The 21,347-nt window shown below is 36.8% G+C and carries 18 protein-coding genes; 7 read left to right on the top strand and 11 right to left on the bottom strand.

Annotated features, from left to right (window positions below):
• Window positions 1-19 precede the first annotated feature (19 nt).
• On the top strand, window positions 20-304 hold the full coding sequence (locus H1P_RS16925) for a hypothetical protein (RefSeq protein WP_144869478.1): 285 nt from the start codon (window positions 20-22) through the stop codon (window positions 302-304).
• 245 nt (window positions 305-549) lie between these two features.
• On the opposite strand, the gene H1P_RS16920 is transcribed toward H1P_RS16925, so the two are convergent.
• Together H1P_RS16920 and H1P_RS16915 are read right to left on the bottom strand one after the other, a co-directional pair.
• Window positions 550-1,509 carry a GTPase gene (locus tag H1P_RS16920; protein ID WP_222427093.1) on the bottom strand — a complete coding sequence of 320 codons (960 nt, stop codon included), beginning with the start codon at window positions 1,507-1,509 and terminating at the stop codon, window positions 550-552.
• Between the two features lie 232 nt (window positions 1,510-1,741).
• On the bottom strand, window positions 1,742-4,258 hold the full coding sequence (locus H1P_RS16915; protein ID WP_144869476.1) for a GTPase: 2,517 nt from the start codon (window positions 4,256-4,258) through the stop codon (window positions 1,742-1,744).
• A 321-nt stretch (window positions 4,259-4,579) separates the two neighbouring features.
• Between H1P_RS16915 and H1P_RS16910 the strand changes: the two genes are divergently transcribed.
• The 3 genes from H1P_RS16910 (at window position 4,580) to lepA (ending at window position 8,674) form a co-directional block, all read left to right on the top strand.
• Window positions 4,580-5,788 carry a class I SAM-dependent methyltransferase gene (locus H1P_RS16910; RefSeq protein ID WP_144869475.1) on the top strand — a complete coding sequence of 403 codons (1,209 nt, stop codon included), beginning with the start codon at window positions 4,580-4,582 and terminating at the stop codon, window positions 5,786-5,788.
• Window positions 5,789-5,839: 51 nt separating this feature from the next.
• Complete coding sequence (locus tag H1P_RS16905) at window positions 5,840-6,550, top strand: class I SAM-dependent methyltransferase (RefSeq protein WP_144869473.1); 711 nt, start codon at window positions 5,840-5,842, stop codon at window positions 6,548-6,550.
• Between the two features lie 315 nt (window positions 6,551-6,865).
• Complete coding sequence (lepA, locus tag H1P_RS16900; protein WP_144869471.1) at window positions 6,866-8,674, top strand: translation elongation factor 4; 1,809 nt, start codon at window positions 6,866-6,868, stop codon at window positions 8,672-8,674.
• A 78-nt stretch (window positions 8,675-8,752) separates the two neighbouring features.
• Here the strand turns inward: lepA and H1P_RS16895 are convergent, their stop codons facing one another.
• The 5 genes from H1P_RS16895 to metG all read right to left on the bottom strand — a co-directional run bounded on the left by H1P_RS16895 (window position 8,753) and on the right by metG (window position 13,910).
• Entirely contained in the window at window positions 8,753-9,763 is a 1,011-nt protein-coding gene (locus H1P_RS16895; RefSeq protein ID WP_222427092.1) for an AAA family ATPase, read from the bottom strand.
• Window positions 9,764-9,905: 142 nt separating this feature from the next.
• Window positions 9,906-10,202 carry a hypothetical protein gene (locus H1P_RS16890; protein ID WP_144869469.1) on the bottom strand — a complete coding sequence of 99 codons (297 nt, stop codon included), beginning with the start codon at window positions 10,200-10,202 and terminating at the stop codon, window positions 9,906-9,908.
• A gap of 110 nt (window positions 10,203-10,312) precedes the next feature.
• Entirely contained in the window at window positions 10,313-11,581 is a 1,269-nt protein-coding gene (gene lptC, locus H1P_RS16885) for an LPS export ABC transporter periplasmic protein LptC (protein WP_144869467.1), read from the bottom strand.
• Window positions 11,582-11,584: 3 nt separating this feature from the next.
• Window positions 11,585-12,193 carry a LabA-like NYN domain-containing protein gene (locus tag H1P_RS16880; RefSeq protein WP_144869465.1) on the bottom strand — a complete coding sequence of 203 codons (609 nt, stop codon included), beginning with the start codon at window positions 12,191-12,193 and terminating at the stop codon, window positions 11,585-11,587.
• Between the two features lie 106 nt (window positions 12,194-12,299).
• Entirely contained in the window at window positions 12,300-13,910 is a 1,611-nt protein-coding gene (gene metG / locus H1P_RS16875) for a methionine--tRNA ligase (RefSeq protein WP_144869463.1), read from the bottom strand.
• A 337-nt stretch (window positions 13,911-14,247) separates the two neighbouring features.
• On the opposite strand from metG, the gene H1P_RS16870 reads away from it, so the two are divergent.
• Together H1P_RS16870 and H1P_RS16865 are read left to right on the top strand one after the other, a co-directional pair.
• Window positions 14,248-14,967, top strand: coding sequence for a lysophospholipid acyltransferase family protein (locus H1P_RS16870; RefSeq protein WP_144869461.1), 720 nt, complete (start codon window positions 14,248-14,250; stop codon window positions 14,965-14,967).
• Between the two features lie 320 nt (window positions 14,968-15,287).
• Entirely contained in the window at window positions 15,288-16,097 is an 810-nt protein-coding gene (locus H1P_RS16865) for an alpha/beta fold hydrolase (protein ID WP_246141756.1), read from the top strand.
• Window positions 16,098-16,166: 69 nt separating this feature from the next.
• Here the strand turns inward: H1P_RS16865 and tkt are convergent, their stop codons facing one another.
• The 3 genes from tkt to acpP form a co-directional block, all read right to left on the bottom strand.
• Window positions 16,167-18,191 (bottom strand): transketolase, encoded by a 2,025-nt coding sequence (gene tkt, locus H1P_RS16860; protein ID WP_144869459.1) that lies wholly within the window; start codon window positions 18,189-18,191, stop codon window positions 16,167-16,169.
• A 289-nt stretch (window positions 18,192-18,480) separates the two neighbouring features.
• Entirely contained in the window at window positions 18,481-19,731 is a 1,251-nt protein-coding gene (fabF, locus tag H1P_RS16855; RefSeq protein WP_144869457.1) for a beta-ketoacyl-ACP synthase II, read from the bottom strand.
• A gap of 165 nt (window positions 19,732-19,896) precedes the next feature.
• Window positions 19,897-20,145 carry an acyl carrier protein gene (gene acpP / locus H1P_RS16850; RefSeq protein WP_144869454.1) on the bottom strand — a complete coding sequence of 83 codons (249 nt, stop codon included), beginning with the start codon at window positions 20,143-20,145 and terminating at the stop codon, window positions 19,897-19,899.
• Between the two features lie 181 nt (window positions 20,146-20,326).
• Between acpP and H1P_RS16845 the strand changes: the two genes are divergently transcribed.
• On the top strand, window positions 20,327-20,602 hold the full coding sequence (locus H1P_RS16845; protein WP_144869452.1) for a hypothetical protein: 276 nt from the start codon (window positions 20,327-20,329) through the stop codon (window positions 20,600-20,602).
• On the opposite strand, the gene H1P_RS16840 is transcribed toward H1P_RS16845, so the two are convergent.
• A partial coding sequence (locus tag H1P_RS16840; RefSeq protein ID WP_144869450.1) for a heme o synthase occupies window positions 20,599-21,347 on the bottom strand: 749 nt, incomplete at its 5' end. The genes H1P_RS16845 and H1P_RS16840 overlap by 4 nt on opposite strands.

Below are 21,347 nucleotides of genomic sequence, written 5' to 3'. Positions count from 1 at the left end.
AATTGGGTAAGTAGTTGTAATGGACGATGAAAAGATAAAATTATGGCTGTCTATTTTTGTGGATACAGCTTTTCTTTTATTGTGGTGTCTGGTTACATGGTTACTTAATCAAGCCGTAGATTTTTTCACTCTTGAATCAAAAATAGATAAAATAGTATTGAATGTATTTATCTGGGGTTTAGGTATTTCAACAATAGTTTCAACCATTGTATTTTTGATTAAAGATACAATCAAAGTAATTATTCAAGCTTGGATAGAGATTAGAGAAGAATTTAATAGGTTAAATAATAATGAAACGGAATGATTTGAAATTACCATTTCAATATTCTTGGGATACAGCATTAAAAATTTATCGTAAAAGAATTGAATTTACTTTAACTATTGCTGGATTATTTTTAGTTTGGTATTTTGTATTTTTAATAATATATTTTCTATTTTTTAAATGAACAATATATTCTATTTTTTTGTTTACTGATAAATAAAAATGAGCGTATTTTTTGAATAATTATGATAAAAGTGTTTGCTATTTTATTTATTACCAACTATTAGTTAATTTTGATTGGCAAGACTAATTTTCTTTAAAATGGTTTCAAATTCTTGACGGATAGTTATTAGTTCTTTCATCCATGTATTAGATTTTGCGATCGCTTTTTCGTAGTGTCTTTCTATTTCTAAATTGACTGTTTTTTGTTTGTACTCCCAATCAGTTTCACTGTTTACCTTGCCAATATAGTTAGCTAGTTGAACTCCTTCTTGAGCGATTGCTGAAGATAGTTTTAAAGCGATACTTTGAATTTTAATTTTGACACGGTTACGTTCGTTTTTTACTTTACGAGATAGCTGATTGAGGATTTCAAAATAGGTTGCATCTCCTCCAGAATTACGAGCGAGTTCTGCTTGTGCTTCGTTAACTGCACTTAAGGCAATACGAACGGGAGTATCTAATTTTGCTAAAGAGCCACGATGCTCGACAAATTGATTTAATTCTTGAATCAATGTCTCAAAACGACTAATTTCACATAAGAAATCATCATTTTCATCAACACCATCACAATAGTCTTTAGCATCAATAAAACAGACAGGAAAATCATCAAGAGAATAAGGCTTAAGTGCTTCTGCTAAACTATGATGATAGTTAGCTATTTTTGCTGCTTCCTCTCCTGCTTCGTCAGACATTTTATTGACGACAAGCATCATTTTCCAAGCGTAGCCTTTTTCATAAGCTAGCTTTTTAAAGTTTTCTACTGTTACGGAATCAAACAGCATATAAGTCAGGGAGAAAACTAACAAATCAGCTTTATCAATCGCCTCATAAGTAATAGCATCGTGATCTTGGCGATCTGTGAATAGCCCAGGAGTATCGATTATCTTGATATTATTCCAGTTGTAGCTGACGGTTTTATCTGTTGCGATATCAGCATCTATTTTGATATCTCTTCTTCCTGTTAGTGCAGAAATGATTGTTGATTTACCTGCGCTATATTGTCCAATAAAAGCAACGCTAATCAAACCCTTTCTTTTTTATTCATTTAAATCTAGATTGATTTTTTCTCTAATATGATTAAAAGTTTTATTTGAATTTTGTGAGAGCAAATTATTGAAATTGCTGCAAGCATTATTGAATCCTTGAGTAATAGCAACAGCATTAATTTTTTGGTTATGATTCATGATTATATGTATTGTAATATTGACGGATAGTTGTAGTTGAGTGAAATATTATTAGCTTTATTTAGTTTGAATATTAGTAGGTTTTAGAAGAATTTATCGCAATATCTTCTTGTAAGATATGTTTAATCTCTTCTAAAGGTTTTTGGTGTTCAATTTCATTTTTAGTCTGAATTTTTAGACAATGTCCAAATTTCCTATCAACTTTAGCAATTATTTTTTTTGCATTGGCAACAGTTAAAGGTTCGTATTGTTCTGATGTCCAATCAATAATTCTTTTGGCATATCCATAATTGAGATAATCGATTATAATATCTAAGCTACTGCGAGCATTTTCTAGTTGATATGATATATCATCTAAACCTTCAGTCAATTTCTTAAAATAACTGGCGATCTCTTTAGATATATCAGAACAATATAATTCAAGATTGTTAATAGATTGGGTCAGAACAGATTGTTTTTGTTGCTTTATTTGGGAACGAAGAGAATCAGAAATTTGTGCAACAGCTTCGCGACGTTTTTCTGCTTTTGAAGTAAACAAATTAGAAATAAGATTTAATCCAGTACCGAATAAACCTACCGCAACAGCAATCGGAGGAGCAAAAAACATTAAACCTGCTCCTACTACGGCTAAAATACTACCTCCTATTTTCAATAGGTTTTTATTATCAAAGACATTTTGGCTTTGTAGTTCAAATTCACCAAAATTTAATTGAGAAGTTAATATTAATTCTTTTTCTACTTCTTCTAAAGATTCTTTCACAGCTTGATTGAATTTTTCAACAGCTTCTTTATTAGATATTTGAATAAGCTCTTGCAGTTTTATATCTTTTATTTTTTGTTTCCAAGCACAATTTAGTGTATATTCATCGGCTTTCCAATTATCCTCTGCAAACTGAGAAATAGCATTGATAATATCTTTAAAAATAGTTTCAATTTGTTTTTCTAAATATTCACAACTATTTTTTTGAGCTTTCTTGATATCCCAACGTATATTTTCCTGTTTTGATTTCAGCGTATTACTAAAACTTTGATACGCTTTTTTTTGTGTTTTTATCCACTGATTAGGATATTCAACTGCGCCTACCGTAGAGCCTAAAAAAGTTTGCGATCGCCTTATTGCTCCATGTTTAATTAATGATTCCCGAATTGAGTCGAGAAAGTCTTGTATTCTACTAGCTCTATATAGCTTATCTTTATCTTTCTGATGTTCTGGCTCACTAGATAGTTGTGCTGCTAACAGCATTACAGGAACGATATCAAAGTAATCATTAGCATAGTATTGTTTAGCATAACGACAAATGCGATCTATATGTCCGCTAATACCACTTTTACCATCTTTAACAAATAGTTTATTAGGATTTTTAAGGAAGTGTTGTAAGCGTCGAGAATCGCGAAGATTATATTTAATATTGAGCAGAATAATTAAGGGTTTAGCTTTTTCTTTGAGTAGTTTTAAAAATTGAAATTCTGGTTCTTGAATACTGTCATTAGTGACGACGTAGCAAATAACATCCGCTTCATCGACGATACTTTTAGCAATCTCTTCATCATCTCTTCCGCCAGCATCAGCAGCACCAATACCAGGGGTATCAATAATGCGGATATTTTTCCATTGGTAAACACGATTAAAGCGAGTAGTGCGCTGTTTTCCTACTCCAATTGATTCCCAACCATCTTGAGTAATAATTGAGTGTAATGTGCTTTTACCTGCTTTTGTTCTACCCATAAAAGCAATACTAAACTGGTTCAAAGCTCTTTGTTTGGCTTGATGGGATTCTTTAACTTGAGCTAATTTTTTAATAATTTCTGCATCAAGAGATTGCTTGCTGTCTTCAAGTTGTTTGGCAACTTCTTTAGCAGTTTTGGCTTTACTATTGTCGTTGTCAATTCTGGCAATTACTTCTTCTAAACTTAGGATTAAAGTTTTGAGAGTTGATTCCGTCTTCTTGAAAGCTAATTCTGCATACTGATAATCTTCTTGAGCAATTTTAGAACAATGTTTGATTACTTCATCATATTCGGCTCCAGATAATAGAATTTCTCGCTCTAGCCGTTCGACTTTTTGTCCGATTACTTCTGGTGCAACTTTAGTAGCCATGTCGATTATGGCGCGGGATAAAGCTGACTTTTTTTCATTCTTTAATAGTTTGGCAGCAAAAGATAGTTCAGTTTGATCGCTATCGTCGTTATTACTACCTCGATCGCTCGAACTTTCCACCTCAGCAATCATGCGATCCATCTCTGTCTGCGACCAACTCCAAAGACTAGCAAGGCGATCTAGCATTTCGCGTTCTGATGGTGCAAAATAACCATCTGCATAGGCAATTGCTAAGATTTGTCGCATTACTTCTGATTGTTCGCCTATAGAAATTTGTTTTGTAATACAATTGATGGTGAGATGATGGCTATCTTGTGCGAAAATTTTCTCTATCTCATCTTTGGTTGCTTGTGAGATGTTAGCGAGATCGCCTAATTTTTTAAGATACTTAATCTCTTCAGAATGAATTTGCTTATCGGCACAAATAAGATGAACGAACAATAAAAATTTGTAGTCTAATTGCTTTAAAGCAACTTCATCAACGTGAGTCATCAATCGCTAAAATTTCTTCTTTTAATCTAAAATTCCCCAACCAGTCAGTAATCAACTCAATATTTATACGGATTTTAAGAAATTATTACAGTTAAGGATTAGTGATATTTCTCTGTATTAAATTTCCCTGGCTATAAATAGCTATAGCAGTTGAAGCGAAGGTTAAGACACACAAACCTTGTAGGGATGTTTCATGAAAAGTCCCTACAAATATAACTATATCAATGATTAATAGCGATCGTCACAATTAAGAATCAACTATCGCCCTCATAATGGAATAATGACTAAATATGTCTCCGATTAAGATAATTAGTAACCATAATGCCCGATTCACAAGCAGTTAATAACGCCGTAGCCCAACTATATAATACCTATCCCTTTCCTCCCGATCCTCTAACCGATGATACTCCTCCTGGGTATAATTGGCGATGGAATTGGGTTACAGCTTATAATTTCTGTGTTGGACAAAAACCACCCCGCAATGATATCCGTATTTTAGATGCTGGTTGTGGTACTGGTTCGGGTACAGACTATTTAATTCATCTCAATCCAGAAGCGGAAATTGTCGCAGTTGATATCAGTAAAAAGGCTTTAGAAGTAGCGCAAGAAAGATGTCGCAGATCGGGAGTAATTGCCAACCATAGCCAGCCGATTTCTTTTTACCAGATGAAGTTAGAAGATGCTGCTACATTACCAGGAGAATTTGATTTAATTAACTGTGTGGGGGTATTGCATCATTTACCCGAACCAGAAAAGGGAATTCAAGCATTAGCCAAAAAACTCGCACCAGGGGGATTATTACATATTTTCGTCTATGCAGAATTAGGACGTTGGGAAATTAGTTTAATGCAAAAAGCTATTTCTTTACTTCAAGGAGATAAAAGGGGTGACTATGTAGATGGAGTAAAAGTAGGTAGAGATATTTTTGCTAATTTACCCGAACATAACCGTATTTTAAAACAAGAAAAAGAACGCTGGTCATTGGAAAATCATCGGGATGAAGCTTTTGCAGATATGTATGTTCATCCCCAAGAAATTGATTATAATGTGAATACTTTATTTGAATTAATTGAAGCTTCTGGTTTAGAATTTGTCGGCTTTTCTAATCCGAAATATTGGGATTTAGAAAGATTAGTTGGTCAATCTAATGACTTGATGGCAAGAGCAAAAGACTTGAGCGATCGCGAATATTATCGTTTAATTGAATTACTCGATCCTAGTTTAACTCATTACGAATTTTTCTTAACTAAACCTCATTTAACTAAAGTAGATTGGTCAGATGATAATCTTTTATTGTCTGCAATTCCCGAACGCCATTCTTGTATGGAAGGCTATCCCAATTTGAGCTTTTTAAATTACGATTATCAGATGGTAAGTATCACAGAAACAGAGTTAGCTTTTTTAAAAGCTTGCGATAGGAATGCAGAGAAAAAATCAACTGTAGCAGAATTATTAAAAGAGCATAATTTAGAATTAGCGGAAGTGCGCTCTTTACAATCAAGGCAATTAATTATTTTAGGAAATGATTAAATGTGAGATGGGCAATACCCACCTTACTTATTATCTTTTAGAGGTACAAGCATGGCAACAGAAGCAAGAATCGAGTTCGATCGAGATCGCGCTAGCCAATACGATTTGGATATTCGCAAAGCAATTCCAGGCTATCAAGCTTTACACAGCATGGCGCAAAGTCTATTGCAGACAAGTTTACATACATCAGCTAGATTGTTAGTCGTAGGTTCGGGAACTGGAATGGAACTAATTAACTACTGTCAACAAAATCCCCAATGGATTTTAACAGGAGTCGATCCTTCTTCTGAAATGATGGCAATTGCGAAACAAGAACTTATTAATCAAGGATTTCTCGAACAAGTAGCTCTGCATCTAGGCTATCTTGATACCTTACCAAAAACAGAGCCTATGGACGCAGCTACATTAATGTTAGTGATGCATTTTATTCCTGATGATGGCTCAAAATTAAAATTACTAAAAAATATCGCTCATCGCTTAAAACCAGGAGCAGAGTTGATTTTAGCCGATCTTTTTGGCGATATCTCATTACCCTATTTTGTTAAATTGATGCAGTCTTGGAAAGAGTTATACTTTAGCCAGTTAGATGAAACTGCTAGGATAAAGGCAGAAGAAAATTTCCAGAATTCTATTAACAATTCTATTTATTTTGTGCCTGAAGCAAGAATCATCGAACTATTACAGACTGCTGGATTCAGCAAAATTACCAAGTTTTATAATGCTTTTTTATTTGGTGGTTGGATTGCCGAATATACTGGCTAAGTTTCTCATTGCACTTAAATATTTTACCTGAAGAATTATAGTTAGTTTTCCTAAACCAAGCTATCTATGATGCCTATAAACGTAAGTGATCTCAATTATCAAATTGTGATTGATTTATGTGATAGCTTGTCAAAGGCGATCGCAAAATCCCTAAAAGATACTATAATAAAGTAGTATTCCTACACCCAACTCCCAACTCGCTCTTCAACAAAACCCCATCAAATCTATAAATTTTCAGCAACAACCGAAAAATCTTAAGAAACGACATTACAATAAGTTAAGGATTGCTAATCTTAATTTTTAAATAATAGATATATGACCGACGTTCCCGTCTCTCGTATCCGTAACTTTTCCATCATCGCTCACATCGACCACGGTAAATCTACCTTGGCAGATAGAATGTTGCAAGTAACTAAGACTGTTGCTCAAAGAGAAATGAAAGAGCAGTTTCTCGATAACATGGACTTGGAGCGAGAACGGGGAATCACCATTAAGCTCCAAGCAGCGAGAATGAACTACACTGCTAAAGATGGTGAAGAATACGTTTTAAATTTAATTGATACCCCTGGACACGTAGACTTTTCTTATGAGGTATCGCGTTCGTTAGCTGCTTGTGAAGGCGCGTTACTGGTTGTTGATTCTTCTCAAGGTGTCGAAGCACAAACTCTAGCGAATGTTTATTTGGCTATCGAAAACGAATTAGAAGTTATTCCCGTACTCAATAAAATAGACTTACCTGGTTCTGAACCCGAACGAGTAGCCAGTGAAATTGAAGAGGTAGTAGGTTTAGACTGCACCGATATCATTAAAGCCTCTGCCAAAGCAGGTATTGGGGTAGATGATATTTTAGAATCTATTGTGCAGAAAGTACCCCCACCAGAAGATACAGTAGATAAACCCCTCAGAGCCTTAATTTTTGATAGCTATTATGATGCTTATCGTGGGGTAATTGTTTATTTCCGCGTCATGGATGGCGAAGTGAAAAAAGGCGATAAAGTTCGCTTAATGGCATCGGGTAAAGAGTACGAAATTGATGAATTGGGTGTATTATCCCCTAATCAGATAGAAATAGATGAACTTCACGCAGGAGAAGTAGGTTACTTTGCAGCAGCGATTAAAACTGTAGAAGATGCTCGTGTTGGGGATACGATTACCTTAGTTCAAACTCCCGCAGAAGAACCCTTACCTGGTTATACAGAAGCGAAACCAATGGTCTTTTGTGGTTTATTCCCTACCGATTCCGATCAATATTCAGATTTGAAAGATGCTTTAGAGAAATTAAAGCTCAACGATGCAGCCTTGTCTTATGAGCCAGAAACTTCTAGTGCAATGGGTTTTGGTTTCCGTTGTGGTTTCCTTGGCTTACTCCACATGGAAATTGTGCAAGAAAGGTTGGAGCGAGAATATAATCTCGAACTAATTACGACTGCTCCATCGGTAATTTATCGCGTAACGACTACTGAAGATGAAGTATTAGAAATAGACAACCCTTCTCTATTACCAGACCCCCAGAAAAGAACGAAAATCGAAGAACCTTATATTAAAGTAGAAATCATAACTCCAGAAAACTTTGTGGGGACGTTGATGGAGCTGTGCCAAACTTGTCGCGGTGAATTTAAAGATATGAAGTATTTCACCCTTAACCGCACTTGTTTGATTTACGAACTTCCTCTTGCAGAAGTAGTTACTGATTTCTTCGACCGCATGAAGTCTCGTTCTCGCGGTTATGCCAGTATGGAGTATCAACTTATTGGCTATCGCGAAAATACTCTGGTTAAGTTAGATGTTCTGGTAAACAAAGATAAAGTGGATGCTCTATCTACTATTGTCCATCGTGACAAAGCTTACTATGTAGGTCGTGCATTAACGGAAAAACTAAAAGAGTTAATTCCCCGTCATCAGTTCAAAGTACCCATTCAAGCCTCTATTGGAGCAAAAGTAATTGCTAGCGAACATATTCCTGCATTACGTAAAGATGTTCTTGCTAAGTGTTACGGTGGTGATATTTCTCGGAAGAAGAAGCTTCTGCAAAAACAAGCTAAAGGTAAGAAACGCATGAAAGCTATTGGTACTGTAGATGTACCTCAAGAAGCGTTTATGGCAGTGCTAAAAATTGATTCTTAGTATTGTAAAGATTGTAGGGTGGGCAATGCCCACCCTACTACAAAATAAAAAATGTATATTTTAAATCAAGTAAAATTGCTAGATATCTTCTTGAGTAATAGTCGTCATAATTTCTTGATTAACATTTGCAAGTTGAGCTAATCTAGTTGCTTGTTTTTCAAGAGTTTTCTCGAAAATATTTCTGGCTAATCTCCCATTACCAAAGTTTTTATCTCTGCTTTGATATAAATCGGTAAATTTATTTAATAAAGTTTCTTTAGCATCAGAATCTATCTGATAATGATGAGACTGACAAATCTTTGAAAAGATTGCCAATAATTCTTCTGGTTGATAATCTTCAGAAGTCAAGTATCTCGTAAATCTAGACTCTAAACCAGGATTAGATTCAATAAAGCGAGACATTTCATCAGGATAACCTGCAACAATGACTACTAGCCGATCTCTATAGTCTTCCATTCTTTTTAGTAATGTATCAATCGCTTCTTGTCCAAAATCTTTACCTGCATTTTCTGGTTTTAAAGTATAAGCTTCATCAATAAAAAGTACTCCATCTAAAGCAGATTCAATTAGTTTTTCTGTTTTAGGTGCAGTTTGTCCGACGTATTCTGCTACCATTCCAGAGCGATCTGTTTCGATGCAATGTCCCTTTTTTAAGATACCTAATTCTTTGTATATTTTGCCAATAAGTCGAGCTACTGTTGTTTTTCCAGTACCAGGAGAACCACAAAATACTAAATGAAGAGTAATCGGAACTTGAGGTAATCCGTATTCTTGTCGCTGTTGTTGGATTTTTAAAAAGTTAATTAGATTATTGATTTCTGTTTTTAGTTGTTTTAAGCCAATTAAGCTATTTAATTCTTGTAGACAATTCTCTATGATATTAGAATCAAAATAATTATTAATTTGCTTGTTATTTGTATATTTTATTGTATTCTTTAATTCTTGTAACTCTTCTTCAATTTCTAGTGAAATCCATTTCAAATCAGAATAATGGCTCATTTTAACATTCAAGTATTCATTATTATTATTGGTAATTATAATAATTCTAAACTTGGCTGCAATACTTAAGCTGTGATTACGATCTCCCATTTCTCCTAGTCACCAGAGATCATTACCCATTATTCCCCTTTTCTAATTTCTTAAGAAGTACAATAAATAACCTAGTTCTTTGGCTAAGTCGTACCACAATCTGAACACAGAGGCTTTATCGATTTTGTGATAAAAATCTGAATTATGGTATGGGATTAAAATGCTCTGGAAGACTGATTATTCGTACTTTTTGTTCTTCAAAAATGACGATCGGAATTACTTTGTTTAAGACAGCATTATTGATTCCATCTCTCATGGGTTTGAAAAATTTATCGTCGGGTATTGTATTGCTGAATTCTTCAACCGTACTGACTTTATATACATAAGTTTCACCGCTTTTTTTGGCGGTAATAATTGCTTTAGAGCCACTATCGGCAATAGTTTGACACTGTTTGGCGATCTCTGCTTTATTTTGGCTTAGATATTCTTCAGCGTTCATTTTTTTGTTCTTACCTCTTCGTTAGTCTAAACTACAGTTACGATGCTTACTAAAGTAAATTAAGGGCAAATTATATTCGCCCCTACGTAAAAAGAATTACTATGACTGACTTATTCTGGTGAGTTACTAACAATAGAAACTACTGGTTTTCTGTTTGGTCTATTACTGGTGACAATTGCTTTATTTTCTTCTAGTTTAATGACTGCTTTGTCTCCTGTTAAATCAAATTTAGGTTCGGCTTTGTTATAAATAACATTTTCTGTAGCAATAATTACCTTTTTAGGAATATTCCACACTGCTTGCTGAGAGTAAAGGGTTGCTTGTTCGCGATTGTTAATGCCTTTTACTCCATTTTTTAAAGTAACAATTTCTGTTTGAAAATCAATTTGTCCTTGATTTCCTGTAATATCTAACTGTTGTTCGCGCTCTAACACTTGTATCGGTCGCTCGCTACTAATTAAACGTTGTTGATAATCCCAGATTGCCGAATTAGCAGCAACTTGTAATTTGGGTTCAACTGAAGTTAATTCGACATTATTATTCAGAGTAATAGTATTCTGGTTTAAATCTACTTCACCATTATTTGCTAACAAACGGTCTGTGATAGTTTCTTTTTGATAACGAACTACCTTAAGTGGATCATCTGCTATTACTTTTTGTTGTGAAATCTGCCATAAAAGGCGATCGCTTTCTAATAATAAACTAGGTTCTAAAGTATTAGCTACTACTTGACCTGTTAGTTCTAAACTTTCTGTATCGGTAAAATATTTTGCTGTATTAGCGGTAACAACTAAATTAGGATGATTCCCTTGCAAATTATCTTTAATAATTAAGACATTTTCTAAAGGTCGCCATTCTACAACATTACCTTGTAACACACTTTGATTTCGAGCGTCACTAGCTACTATTTCTTCTCTCAGTAAGATTACATTTCCTTGTTCTAAAACTTCTCCTTGTTTTCCTTTGAGTTTCAAAATAACTTTTTTATCTTGTAATAGATTGGCGGTAATGTCTTCTAGATAAGCAATTTGACGATCCTCACTATAAGTAGTGCGTTTTGCTTTAATTTTCCAGACTAAATTACCTTCTTGGTTGGACTGTTCTAATACCGCATCATTGAGAGTTAATTGTGTACTAAGACGACTAACATTTGTTGGTGTGTTTTCGCTTACAGTAGTATCTGGCTGGCTGTTTTGACAAGCAGTGAATAAAAAAATAAAGAGCAATAAGAGACTGGGAGAAAATAGAGTCTTTATTGGCTCTTTGGTATTAATTAAAAGTTTTATTTTCTGAATTATGTGCCACAAAATACGAGAAAAATTCTGGCTATATTTTTTTGTTAACAGATACTTCTTCACAAATAGCTGCTGATTTTTCACTATCTAAGATTTAGCTTTATTTTCATCTAAGATACCAAATCCTGAGAACGTATGATAAGCATCATTGTGTTTTGTGGTTTTTTGAATATCTTCTTTAATTTGGTCTAAATCGATATAGCGGTCTGCTACGTTGATTAAACTATCGCTAGTCATAGAGCGTAAACTAACTACCTCTACCCGCGCACCACGATAGCTAACAGCGTCTACTGCATAGGCTAAATCTCCGTCCCCACTCACCAAGACAGCAGTGTCATAAGCACCTACTAGAGCCATCATATCTACGGCAATTTCTACGTCTAAATTAGCTTTTTTTGAACCATCAGGTAACTGTACCAAATCTTTGGCAATTACTCGATAACCATTGCGTCGCATCCAAAGTAAAAAGCCTTGTTGTTTTTCGTTGGTGCGGTCTACTCCTGTATAAAAGAAAGAGCGCAAAAGTCTAGAACCACAGGTTAAGCGATACAGTAGCTTACTATAGTCAATTTCAATGCCTAATTGTAATGCTGCGTAAAATAAGTTTGAGCCATCAATAAAAATCGCTACACGACCCCTATTTTCTAATATCTGTTCGGGGGTGAAGATCGGATCACTTTCAAAATTTTCTAACATTTTATAGCCTCTTTATTATTTTAGAAAAAAGTTATTTTAGCGGTCAAATTGCTTTTCTCCACAAGACGGTCAATTTTTTAATTACTATGGGGGTATTAAAAAAAATTTAACTATCCAATGACACCTCTGATGATAGTTCTAATTGAGAGAAAACGGGACGAGCTTTATTAAGATTTCGGTTTGCTGTCAATCGCCCCCATTGAGAGTGTTGAGAGAAAATATCTGATGAGTTAATTTGAGTTTTATTATTAAAATCGAAATTAAATCCCAATTGTTGATAAATATCATTGCTGAGATGAGGCACAATAGGGGATAACAAATAAGCACACAATCTAATAGACTCTAGTACTGCATATAGTACTTGTTCTATTTCTTTTTGTTTACCTTCTTTGAATAAAATCCAAGGTGCACGATCGTCAATATATTTATTACTAGCGTTAGCTAATTCTAGTATGGCTTCGCAAGCTTGTTTGAATTGTAAATTTTCATAGGCAATAGTTACTTTTTGATTGAGATTACTACCAATAATCCTTAAAGGATCATCTTCTGGATAATTTTCTAGTTTTAATTGAGGACCATTTCCCTGACAATATTTTTTCAACATTCCCAAGGTACGGTTAAGTAAATTGCCCAGGTTTTTTGCTAAATCCGCATTGAGAATATCCACAAAACGAGCTTCATTAAAATCCCCGTCTTTACCAAACTCGATCGCTCTTAAAAAGTAATAACGTACAGCATCCGCACCGTATTTATTTACTAAAGCGAAAGGATCGAGAGTATTACCCAGGCTTTTACCCATTTTGAGTCCATTTTTCGTCAGAAAACCGTGACCAAACACTTTCTTAGGTATAGGTAATTCCGCAGACAAAAGCATCGCTGGCCAATAAACCGCATGAAAACGTAATATATCTTTACCAATTAAGTGGAGATCGATGGGCCATCCTTGACTGAGAGCATTGGTTAAAGTGGGTGCTTGCTCTGGTTCGAGTAAAGCGGTAACGTAACCCAAAAGAGCATCAAACCAAACATAAATAGTATGTTTACTATCAGTTGGCATGGGAAAACCCCAATCTAGATTAACCCTGGAAACAGAAAAATCTTTTAAACCTTGGTTAACGAAATTGATTACTTCATTACGACGGCTTTCTGGTTGAATAAAATCAGGATTTTTGGCGTATATTTCCTCTAGTTGTGATTGGTATTTAGAGAGACGAAAAAAGTAATTTTCTTCATCGCGCCATTCTGCTTTTTTGTTGGTGTGAATCAGGCAAAATTGTTCTTCGTTGAGATCTTTTTCTTCTTTAAATTCTTCACAAGAGACGCAATACCAACCCTGTTGACGATCTAGATAAATATCTCCTTTGTCCCAAACTCGTTGGAAAAAGTCATTAACAATTGCTTGATGCTTGGGTGCAGTGGTACGACTAAAACGGTCGTATTGAATGTTTAATTTACTCCATAAATCTTTAAAACTAGGTACTATACGATCGCAATATTCCTGGGGTGGTAAACTTTTATCGGCTGCGGTACGTTCGATTTTTTGACCATGTTCATCTGTACCCGTAATCAGTAATGCTGATTTACCTTGTAAACGCTGCCAACGAACCAAGGCATCCGCAGTCATTGTCGGATAGGCACTACCTATATGGGGAACATCGTTAACGTAATAAAGAGGGGTTGTAACAACAAATTTTTTAGGCTCTGGGATTTTATTCATCTATAACAGTACGGAGAAACAGGTTTTAACCCTGTCAGCAAAGATGCTTTTGGGGTTTGCTTTACAATTCTAGTGTTTATAATGGTTTAGTTTATTTGTTCTTTAATTAAGTTATACAATATACAGTATTGTCGATCGCAAGATAATTGCTTCGTACTGTGGAAAATACTTAATACTTATTTGATTTATTTAACAAATTGCTTGAGCGATAATAACTTAATGACTCGCGATTCTAACAAATAGTATAGATTGTAATAAATCTTAAATTTTTATTTTCAGCAGTAAAAATACCTAGTTTTTAGTTCATTTACGAAAATTTCCGACTGTATTTATACTTATGCCTTTCAATAGTCCTCAGTGGATTGCGCGATCGCTGATAGCTTCTTTAAACATCAAAAAACAGATTTATTATGCACATCGAATTCCTCAAGATATACCAGTAATTGTCATTAGCAATCATCGCAGTTTTTTAGATGCTGCTTTACTGATTAGTTCTGTTCCTTATGAATTAAGAATTGCCTGTCACCACTACATGGGACAAACCCCAGGATTGAAAGAATTTGTTAATTTGCTGGGTTGTTTTCCTTTAGCTGCACCAGGACAAAAACAAAAACATTTTTTTGCTACCGCAGAAAACCTACTTGCTTCTAGACAATGGGTAGGCTTATTCCCTGAAGGAACAAAGCCCATGGTAGAAAAGACTAATCCGAGAGAAATCGGCAAATTTCAGCGTGGATTTGCTCATTTAGCTTATAAAATGCCTGTGGACAATTTAGTTATTTTACCAGTTGCGATCGCCTCTTTGTCCGAGACTATTTCTCCTACTTTTCCCATTCGCTGGCTTACCAATTTTGATGCTTCTGAACCACTTTTCCACCGTGATGGTATGCATCCGATGGTCATGTATCATCGTGTTAACTTATTATTCGGTCGCCCTTATTCCATTAATCGTGATAAAAAACAGCAATATCAAGGAAAACAGGCGAAACAGTTAGTAAATAGCCTCACTAATTACTGTCAAACACAAATTGCCGAATTACTTAAAGAAGGGTGTTAAATGGGCAGGGCTAATTAAAGTCACCGTTACTCAAGTTAACTTCAAGCCTGGAAATCACCGAGTTAGAAGCGGTCTGACGCAAGTAGCAGGTAGCAAATAGTCAGATGTTAATCAGATAATTCATCGAAATATTACTTGTTTCTGGCTACCTATTACTTATTCCTTCCTGACCAATCCCCCAAAACACGATCGTGACTACTTCCAACGGTAAATCTCGCGAATATGGCGTGGGACTTATCGCCCCTCAAACTCCCCAACAGTTAAAAAATTCTGTTTTCAAACTGGATTTGGTCGATCGATGAGATAATAAAAAATAAAACGTGATAACTTTTAACAATAGTACAAGTAAAATTAATAATTCTTCAGTTAATTTATTTAATCCTCAAAAGTCAGATAATACCCATCTTCCCTTGTTAATTTATTTGCCTGGAATGGATGGTACAGGAGAGTTATTCCACAATCAGATACCTAAATTGGCACCCCATTTTAATGTTCGTTGTTTGTCGATTCCCAGTACAGATTTAAGTAATTGGCAACAACTAACTATCGCGACTATTAACAGTTTAAAACAAGAGTTATCAGACAATTATCCAGAGCAAGTGTATCTTTGCGGGGAGTCTTTTGGCGGTTGTTTATCCATATCTGTGGCGGTAGCTGCACCCCAATTATTTGCAGGTATGATTTTAATTAATCCTGCATCATCTTTTAACCAACAACCCGTTTTAAGTTGGGGAATTAATCTAACTCGCTGGATACCAGAATGGTTACATAGCAACTCGGCGTTGGGTTTATTACCTTTTTTAGCAGAATTGAATAGAATTGAAAAAAGCGATCGCAAAGTGTTATTAAAAGCCATGAAATCTCTTTCTCAAGAGGTTGTGAGTTGGCGTTTATCCCTTTTGCAGGAATTTTTGGTCACGCCATTTCAAGGAAAGCAATTTGAGCAACCTACCTTAATCGTTGCTGGAGATCGCGATCGCTTGTTACCTTCAGTAGAAGAAGCCTCTAAATTGATCGATATATTTCCCAACTCCAAGATGGAAGTGCTACCCGATAGCGGTCATGCTTGTTTACTGGAAAAAGAAATTAATTTAGCAGATATTTTAGTCAAACATGATTTTTTAGTTTAGAGCAATAAAAAAAGCCTCCCCAAAAGAGGAGACTGGTTGAAACTCAAAATTAGTTAATTTGGTTAATGACTAACCAATAACTTTTTTCGCAGTAGCAACTACGTTATCCACGTTGAAGCCAAACTTATCGAGAGCCACGTCACCAGGAGCAGATGCACCAAAGGTATCAATACCCACAGATGCGCCGTTATCTCCCGTGTAACGCTGCCAACCAAAGGTAGTACCAGCTTCTACAGATAAACGTTTCTTAGCTACAGAAGGTAATACAGATTCTTTGTATTCTTCGCTTTGTGCTTCAAATAATTCCCAGCAAGGAAGAGAAACTACACGAACTTTTTTGCCTTCTGCTTTGAGGATATCTGCTGCTTTTACACAAAGCTCTAACTCACTACCAGTACCAATGAAGATCAGATCTAACTCTTCAGGAGCAAAGCCACAGGAGAGGACGTAACCACCTTTTTCTGCTTTCTCAATGGAAGAACCTTCTAACTGAGGTAAGTTTTGACGAGAAAGAGCAATCAAAGTAGGATGCTTTTTACTTTCTACTGCCACTTTATAAGCTGCGGAAGTTTCATTCCCATCAGCAGGGCGGAAAACTTGTAGTTGAGGAATCATCCGTAAAGATGCTACGTGTTCTACAGGTTGGTGAGTAGGGCCATCTTCTCCTACAGCAATCGAGTCATGAGTCATTACCCAAATTACTCTAGCCTCAGCTAACGCTGATAAGCGAATTGCATTACGCATATAGTCAGTAAAGACTAAGAAAGTTGCACCGTAAGGAATTAAACCACTACCGTGTAGAGCGATCGCGTTACAAATTGCTCCCATGGCGTGTTCGCGAACACCAAAGTGTAGATTACGCTCACCATAAGAGCCTTTTTGGAAGTCGCCAGTATTTTTGAGGGCAGTTTTATTAGAAGGAGCAAGGTCGGCAGAACCACCAATTAATTCTGGTAGGGTATCTGCGATCGTATTTAAAATTTTACCAGAGGTGTTACGAGTTGCTTCTGCTTTGTCTTCTGGGGTGTAGGTGGGTAAACAATCAGCCCAATTTGCAGGAAGTTCACCACTTACCATCCGTTCTAATAAAGCAGCCGAATCTGCGTATTTTGCTTTATAATCAGCAAAAGTTTTATTCCACTCTGCTTCTGCTTCTGCACCACGGTCTACTGCTTTACGGAAGTGAGCTAGAGCATCTCCAGGAACTTCAAATTCACCGTAATTCCAACCGAGATTTTCTCTAGTTAGTTTAACTTCATCTGTACCTAAAGCTGCACCGTGAACGCCGTAGGTATTTACTTTATTAGGAGAACCGTAACCAATAAGAGTAGTCACCTTAATAAAAGAGGGTTTATCGGTTACTGCTTTGGCTGCTTCAATAGCTTTCGCAATCGAATCAAGACTACCGTTATCTTCACCATTACCCTGCTCTACGTGCTGTACGTGCCAGCCATAGGCTTCAAAACGTTTATTAACGTCTTCGGTAAAGGCAATATCAGTACTTCCTTCAATAGAGATGCTGTTGTCATCGTAAAGTACAATCAACTTCCCTAAACCAAGGTGTCCTGCTAAAGAAGCTGCTTCTCCAGAAATGCCTTCCATGTTACAACCATCACCAGCAATGACGTAGGTGTAATGATCGATAATTTGGGAATCTGGTTTATTAAATTTAGCAGCCATGTGTGCTTCTGCCATTGCGAAACCAACACCATTAGCAACGCCCTGTCCTAAAGGACCAGTAGTTACTTCTACGCCTTTAGTAATGTGATTTTCAGGGTGTCCTGGTGTTTTAGAGTCCCATTGACGAAACTGCTTGATATCTTCAATACCTACACTGTCATAGCCTGCCAAATAAAGCAGAGCGTACTGCAACATACAACCATGACCAGCAGATAGGACAAAGCGATCGCGATTTAACCAATTGGGATTTTTGGGATTGTAGCGCATCAAGCGATCCCAAAGGACAAAAGCCATTGGAGCAGCCCCCATAGGCAGCCCTGGGTGTCCTGAATTAGCTTTTTCGACTGCGTCGATCGCTAAGAAACGAATTGAATTAATGCAAAGTTGTTCTACTGACTGGGTGGCAACTACCATAATCGTTATCTAACTAAACTACAGATAAAAAATAAATTTGAGCGTTCTCAAACTTGATGTCTGTGGGTTGCCCCAAGGCTCACTATCATCATCCCATTGTTGGGATCGACGAGCAAGTATGGTTAGAATTACTGAGGTCTTAGCTAGGACTCAAAAAGAGCTTTTTTCCCAGTTCTCGATTCATTTTTCATTATCTGGGGCAATTTTTATCGCTATTAATACTTTTTAGTGATACCAAACATCAAATAATCGAGTTTAACGCTAATTGCTCTGATATATGAACCCTGAATTAACTATATTTTTTAAATGCCAGGGTAACATTATGACCTCCAAAACCAAAAGAATTAGAAAGTGCTACAGCAACTTCTAATTTTCTACTTTTATTGGCTATATAATCAAGATCGCATTCGGGGTCTGGATTTTCTAAATTAATTGTGGGAGGAACTCGCTCGTTAGCGATCGCCATTACCGTGGCTACAGCTTCAATTCCTCCTGAACCACCAAGTAAATGACCTGTCATCGACTTAGTCGAGCTAATTGCGACATCATAAGCACTTTTGCCCAGAGCTTTTTTGATCGCTTTGGTTTCGGTGGAGTCATTAGCAGGGGTGCTAGTACCATGAGCATTAATGTAGCTCACGGCTTCTGGAGCTAGCTCCGCATCTTTGAGGGCTAATTCAATAGCTCTAGCTGCTCCTAATCCTTCTGGTACTGGGGATGTCATGTGGTATGCATCGCAAGTCATACCATAACCGACAATTTCACCATAGATTTTGGCATTTCTTTGGAGGGCGTGTTCCAAGTCTTCTAGAATCAGAATTCCCGAACCTTCTCCCATGACAAAACCATCGCGATTGAGATCGAAAGGACGACTGGCACTCTGAGGATCGTCATTACGGGTTGATAATGCTTTGGCAGAACAAAATCCTGCATAAGATAAAGGAGTGATAGCTGCTTCTGCACCACCACAAATCATGGCATCTGCATAGCCTCTTTGAATGAGACGGAAAGCATCACCTATCCCATGAGAGCCAGCAGCGCAAGCTGTTACCGTACAAGAATTAGGTCCTTTTGCTCCTGTATGAATAGCGGTCAAACCAGCAGCCATATTAGCAATCAGACTAGGAATTGTAAACGGACTAACTCGTCTTGGTCCTTTGTTTAGCAGAATTTCATTTTGGGTTTCCATCACTCGAATTCCGCCCACCCCTGTACCGATCAGAACTCCTACTCGATCTGCATTGAGATCGTCAATGACCAACTTCGCATCGGTTAAAGCTTGTTTACTAGCTGCAATGGCAAACTGAGAAAAACGAGCCATTCTTTTGGCTTCTTTTTTGTCCATATAATCATTAGGATCGAACCCCTTGACCTCAGCCCCAATTTGACAAGCAAATTGAGAAATGTCGAATGAAGTTACTTTTCCTACGCCATTACGACCTTCTAAAAGTCCTTGCCAATAGTCCTCAAGATTATTTCCAAGAGGAGTAATCGAGCCTAAACCCGTTATCACTACTCGTTTGATATCCCAGTTTGTCATTTTGCCCTCTAATTCTCGTACCAGAATGCTGCTGTGTTATGTTTACTTAATTACTGAACGGAGACCAAGGTTTGCGATCGCTCTTTGATTGACCACTCTTAACTATGTCTGACTCCGTAAATTATTGTTTTGCTGTAGACCAGAACTCCCAATGCTAATCTAGATTTATGCGGTGGTTTCTATATTAGAACTAATATGCTCTACTGCTTTACCCACAGTATCAATTTGTTCTGCTGCTTCGTCGGGAATTTCAAGATCGAATTCTTCTTCTAAGGCCATAACCAACTCTACTGTATCCAAAGAGTCTGCGCCTAAATCGTTGGCAAAGCTTGCTTCAGGAGTAACTTGATCGGCTTCAACTTCTAGTTGCTCGACTACAATTGATTTGACTTTTTCAAATATTTCTGGATTCATGTTTTTTTTCCGCTAGATACTCCAAATAAGATAAATGGAGAGGAAACGGGGCGGATTAATATCGCTTCCTATAGGACAAGTTATATTTTAAGATCGGCAATCTTCATCTTATCTGAAAGAGTGACACATCAGAAGATGACACATTAGCTATCTTGGGATAGGTGTTTTTAAGCCGATTGTTATGACGAAGTCAGAGGAAGCCCCGTCTTTTCAAGGCGGGGTCTCTCTGACTCTCTCAATAGCGCACCATTGTGATTTTTTTGGGGTTTTTGAAGCCAAGGGATACAGCTTTTGCAAAGTGCAGAGCCAGTTGACCAACGGTCACCAACAATATATTTTACTTACTCTCAAAAAAAAAGACCGCTTTTTTAAAGCGATCGTCTTTCGATTAACAATATTTACGAAGTCAGAGGAAGCCCCGTCTTTTCAAGGCGGGGTCTCTCTGACCGTTGGTTAAAAATGCATGATGGGTAGGCTATCCACTACCATTCCTGCGCACAATAACATCATGTAAAGAATCGAGTATTTAAACAAACCACGGGCTAGTTGGTTATCGGTAGGGTCTTGTTTGAGTTGCCAAGATTTCCGTAATAGATGGTACCCTAAATAGAGCGCGATCGCAAGATAGAAGATTCCCGATGCACCCAAAGGAAATACTAGTAGCAAGCTACAGGGTACAGTTAACAAACTATAAACCCAGATTTGATCGGCAGTAATAGCTTCACCCTCTACGACAGGTAACATGGGTACGCCTACTTGAGCATAATCGTCTTTGATCATTAGTGCTAAAGACCAAAAATGGGGAGGTGTCCAAAGAAATATCAGAAGAAATAAGAGCCAGGGAGTGATGCTCAAATCTCCCGTAACCGCAGCCCAACCGACCAAGGGAGGAATCGATCCCGCAGCACCACCAATAACGATATTTTGGGTAGTGTGACGTTTTAGCCAGTGGGTATAAATCAGCATATAAAAGACAATACCCGACATCGCCAAGCCAGCAGCTAAGAGATTGGCAAATAAAGCTAAGACGGTAAAAGATAATGTACCAAGAATAATTGCAAAAATGAGGGCTTGATAGGGTTGAATGTCTCCTGAAGGTAAAGGTCGTTTGCGAGTCCGCACCATATCATAGTCAATGTCGCGGTCATAGATGCAATTCATGACTTGTGCTGAAGCTGCTGCTAATGTGCCTCCTGTGAGAG

Source organism: Hyella patelloides LEGE 07179 (assembly GCF_900659865.1).
GTDB lineage: Bacteria > Cyanobacteriota > Cyanobacteriia > Cyanobacteriales > Xenococcaceae > Hyella > Hyella patelloides.
Note: the sequence above shows the minus strand (reverse complement) of the source record. Positions and strands in the feature narration are given on the sequence as shown.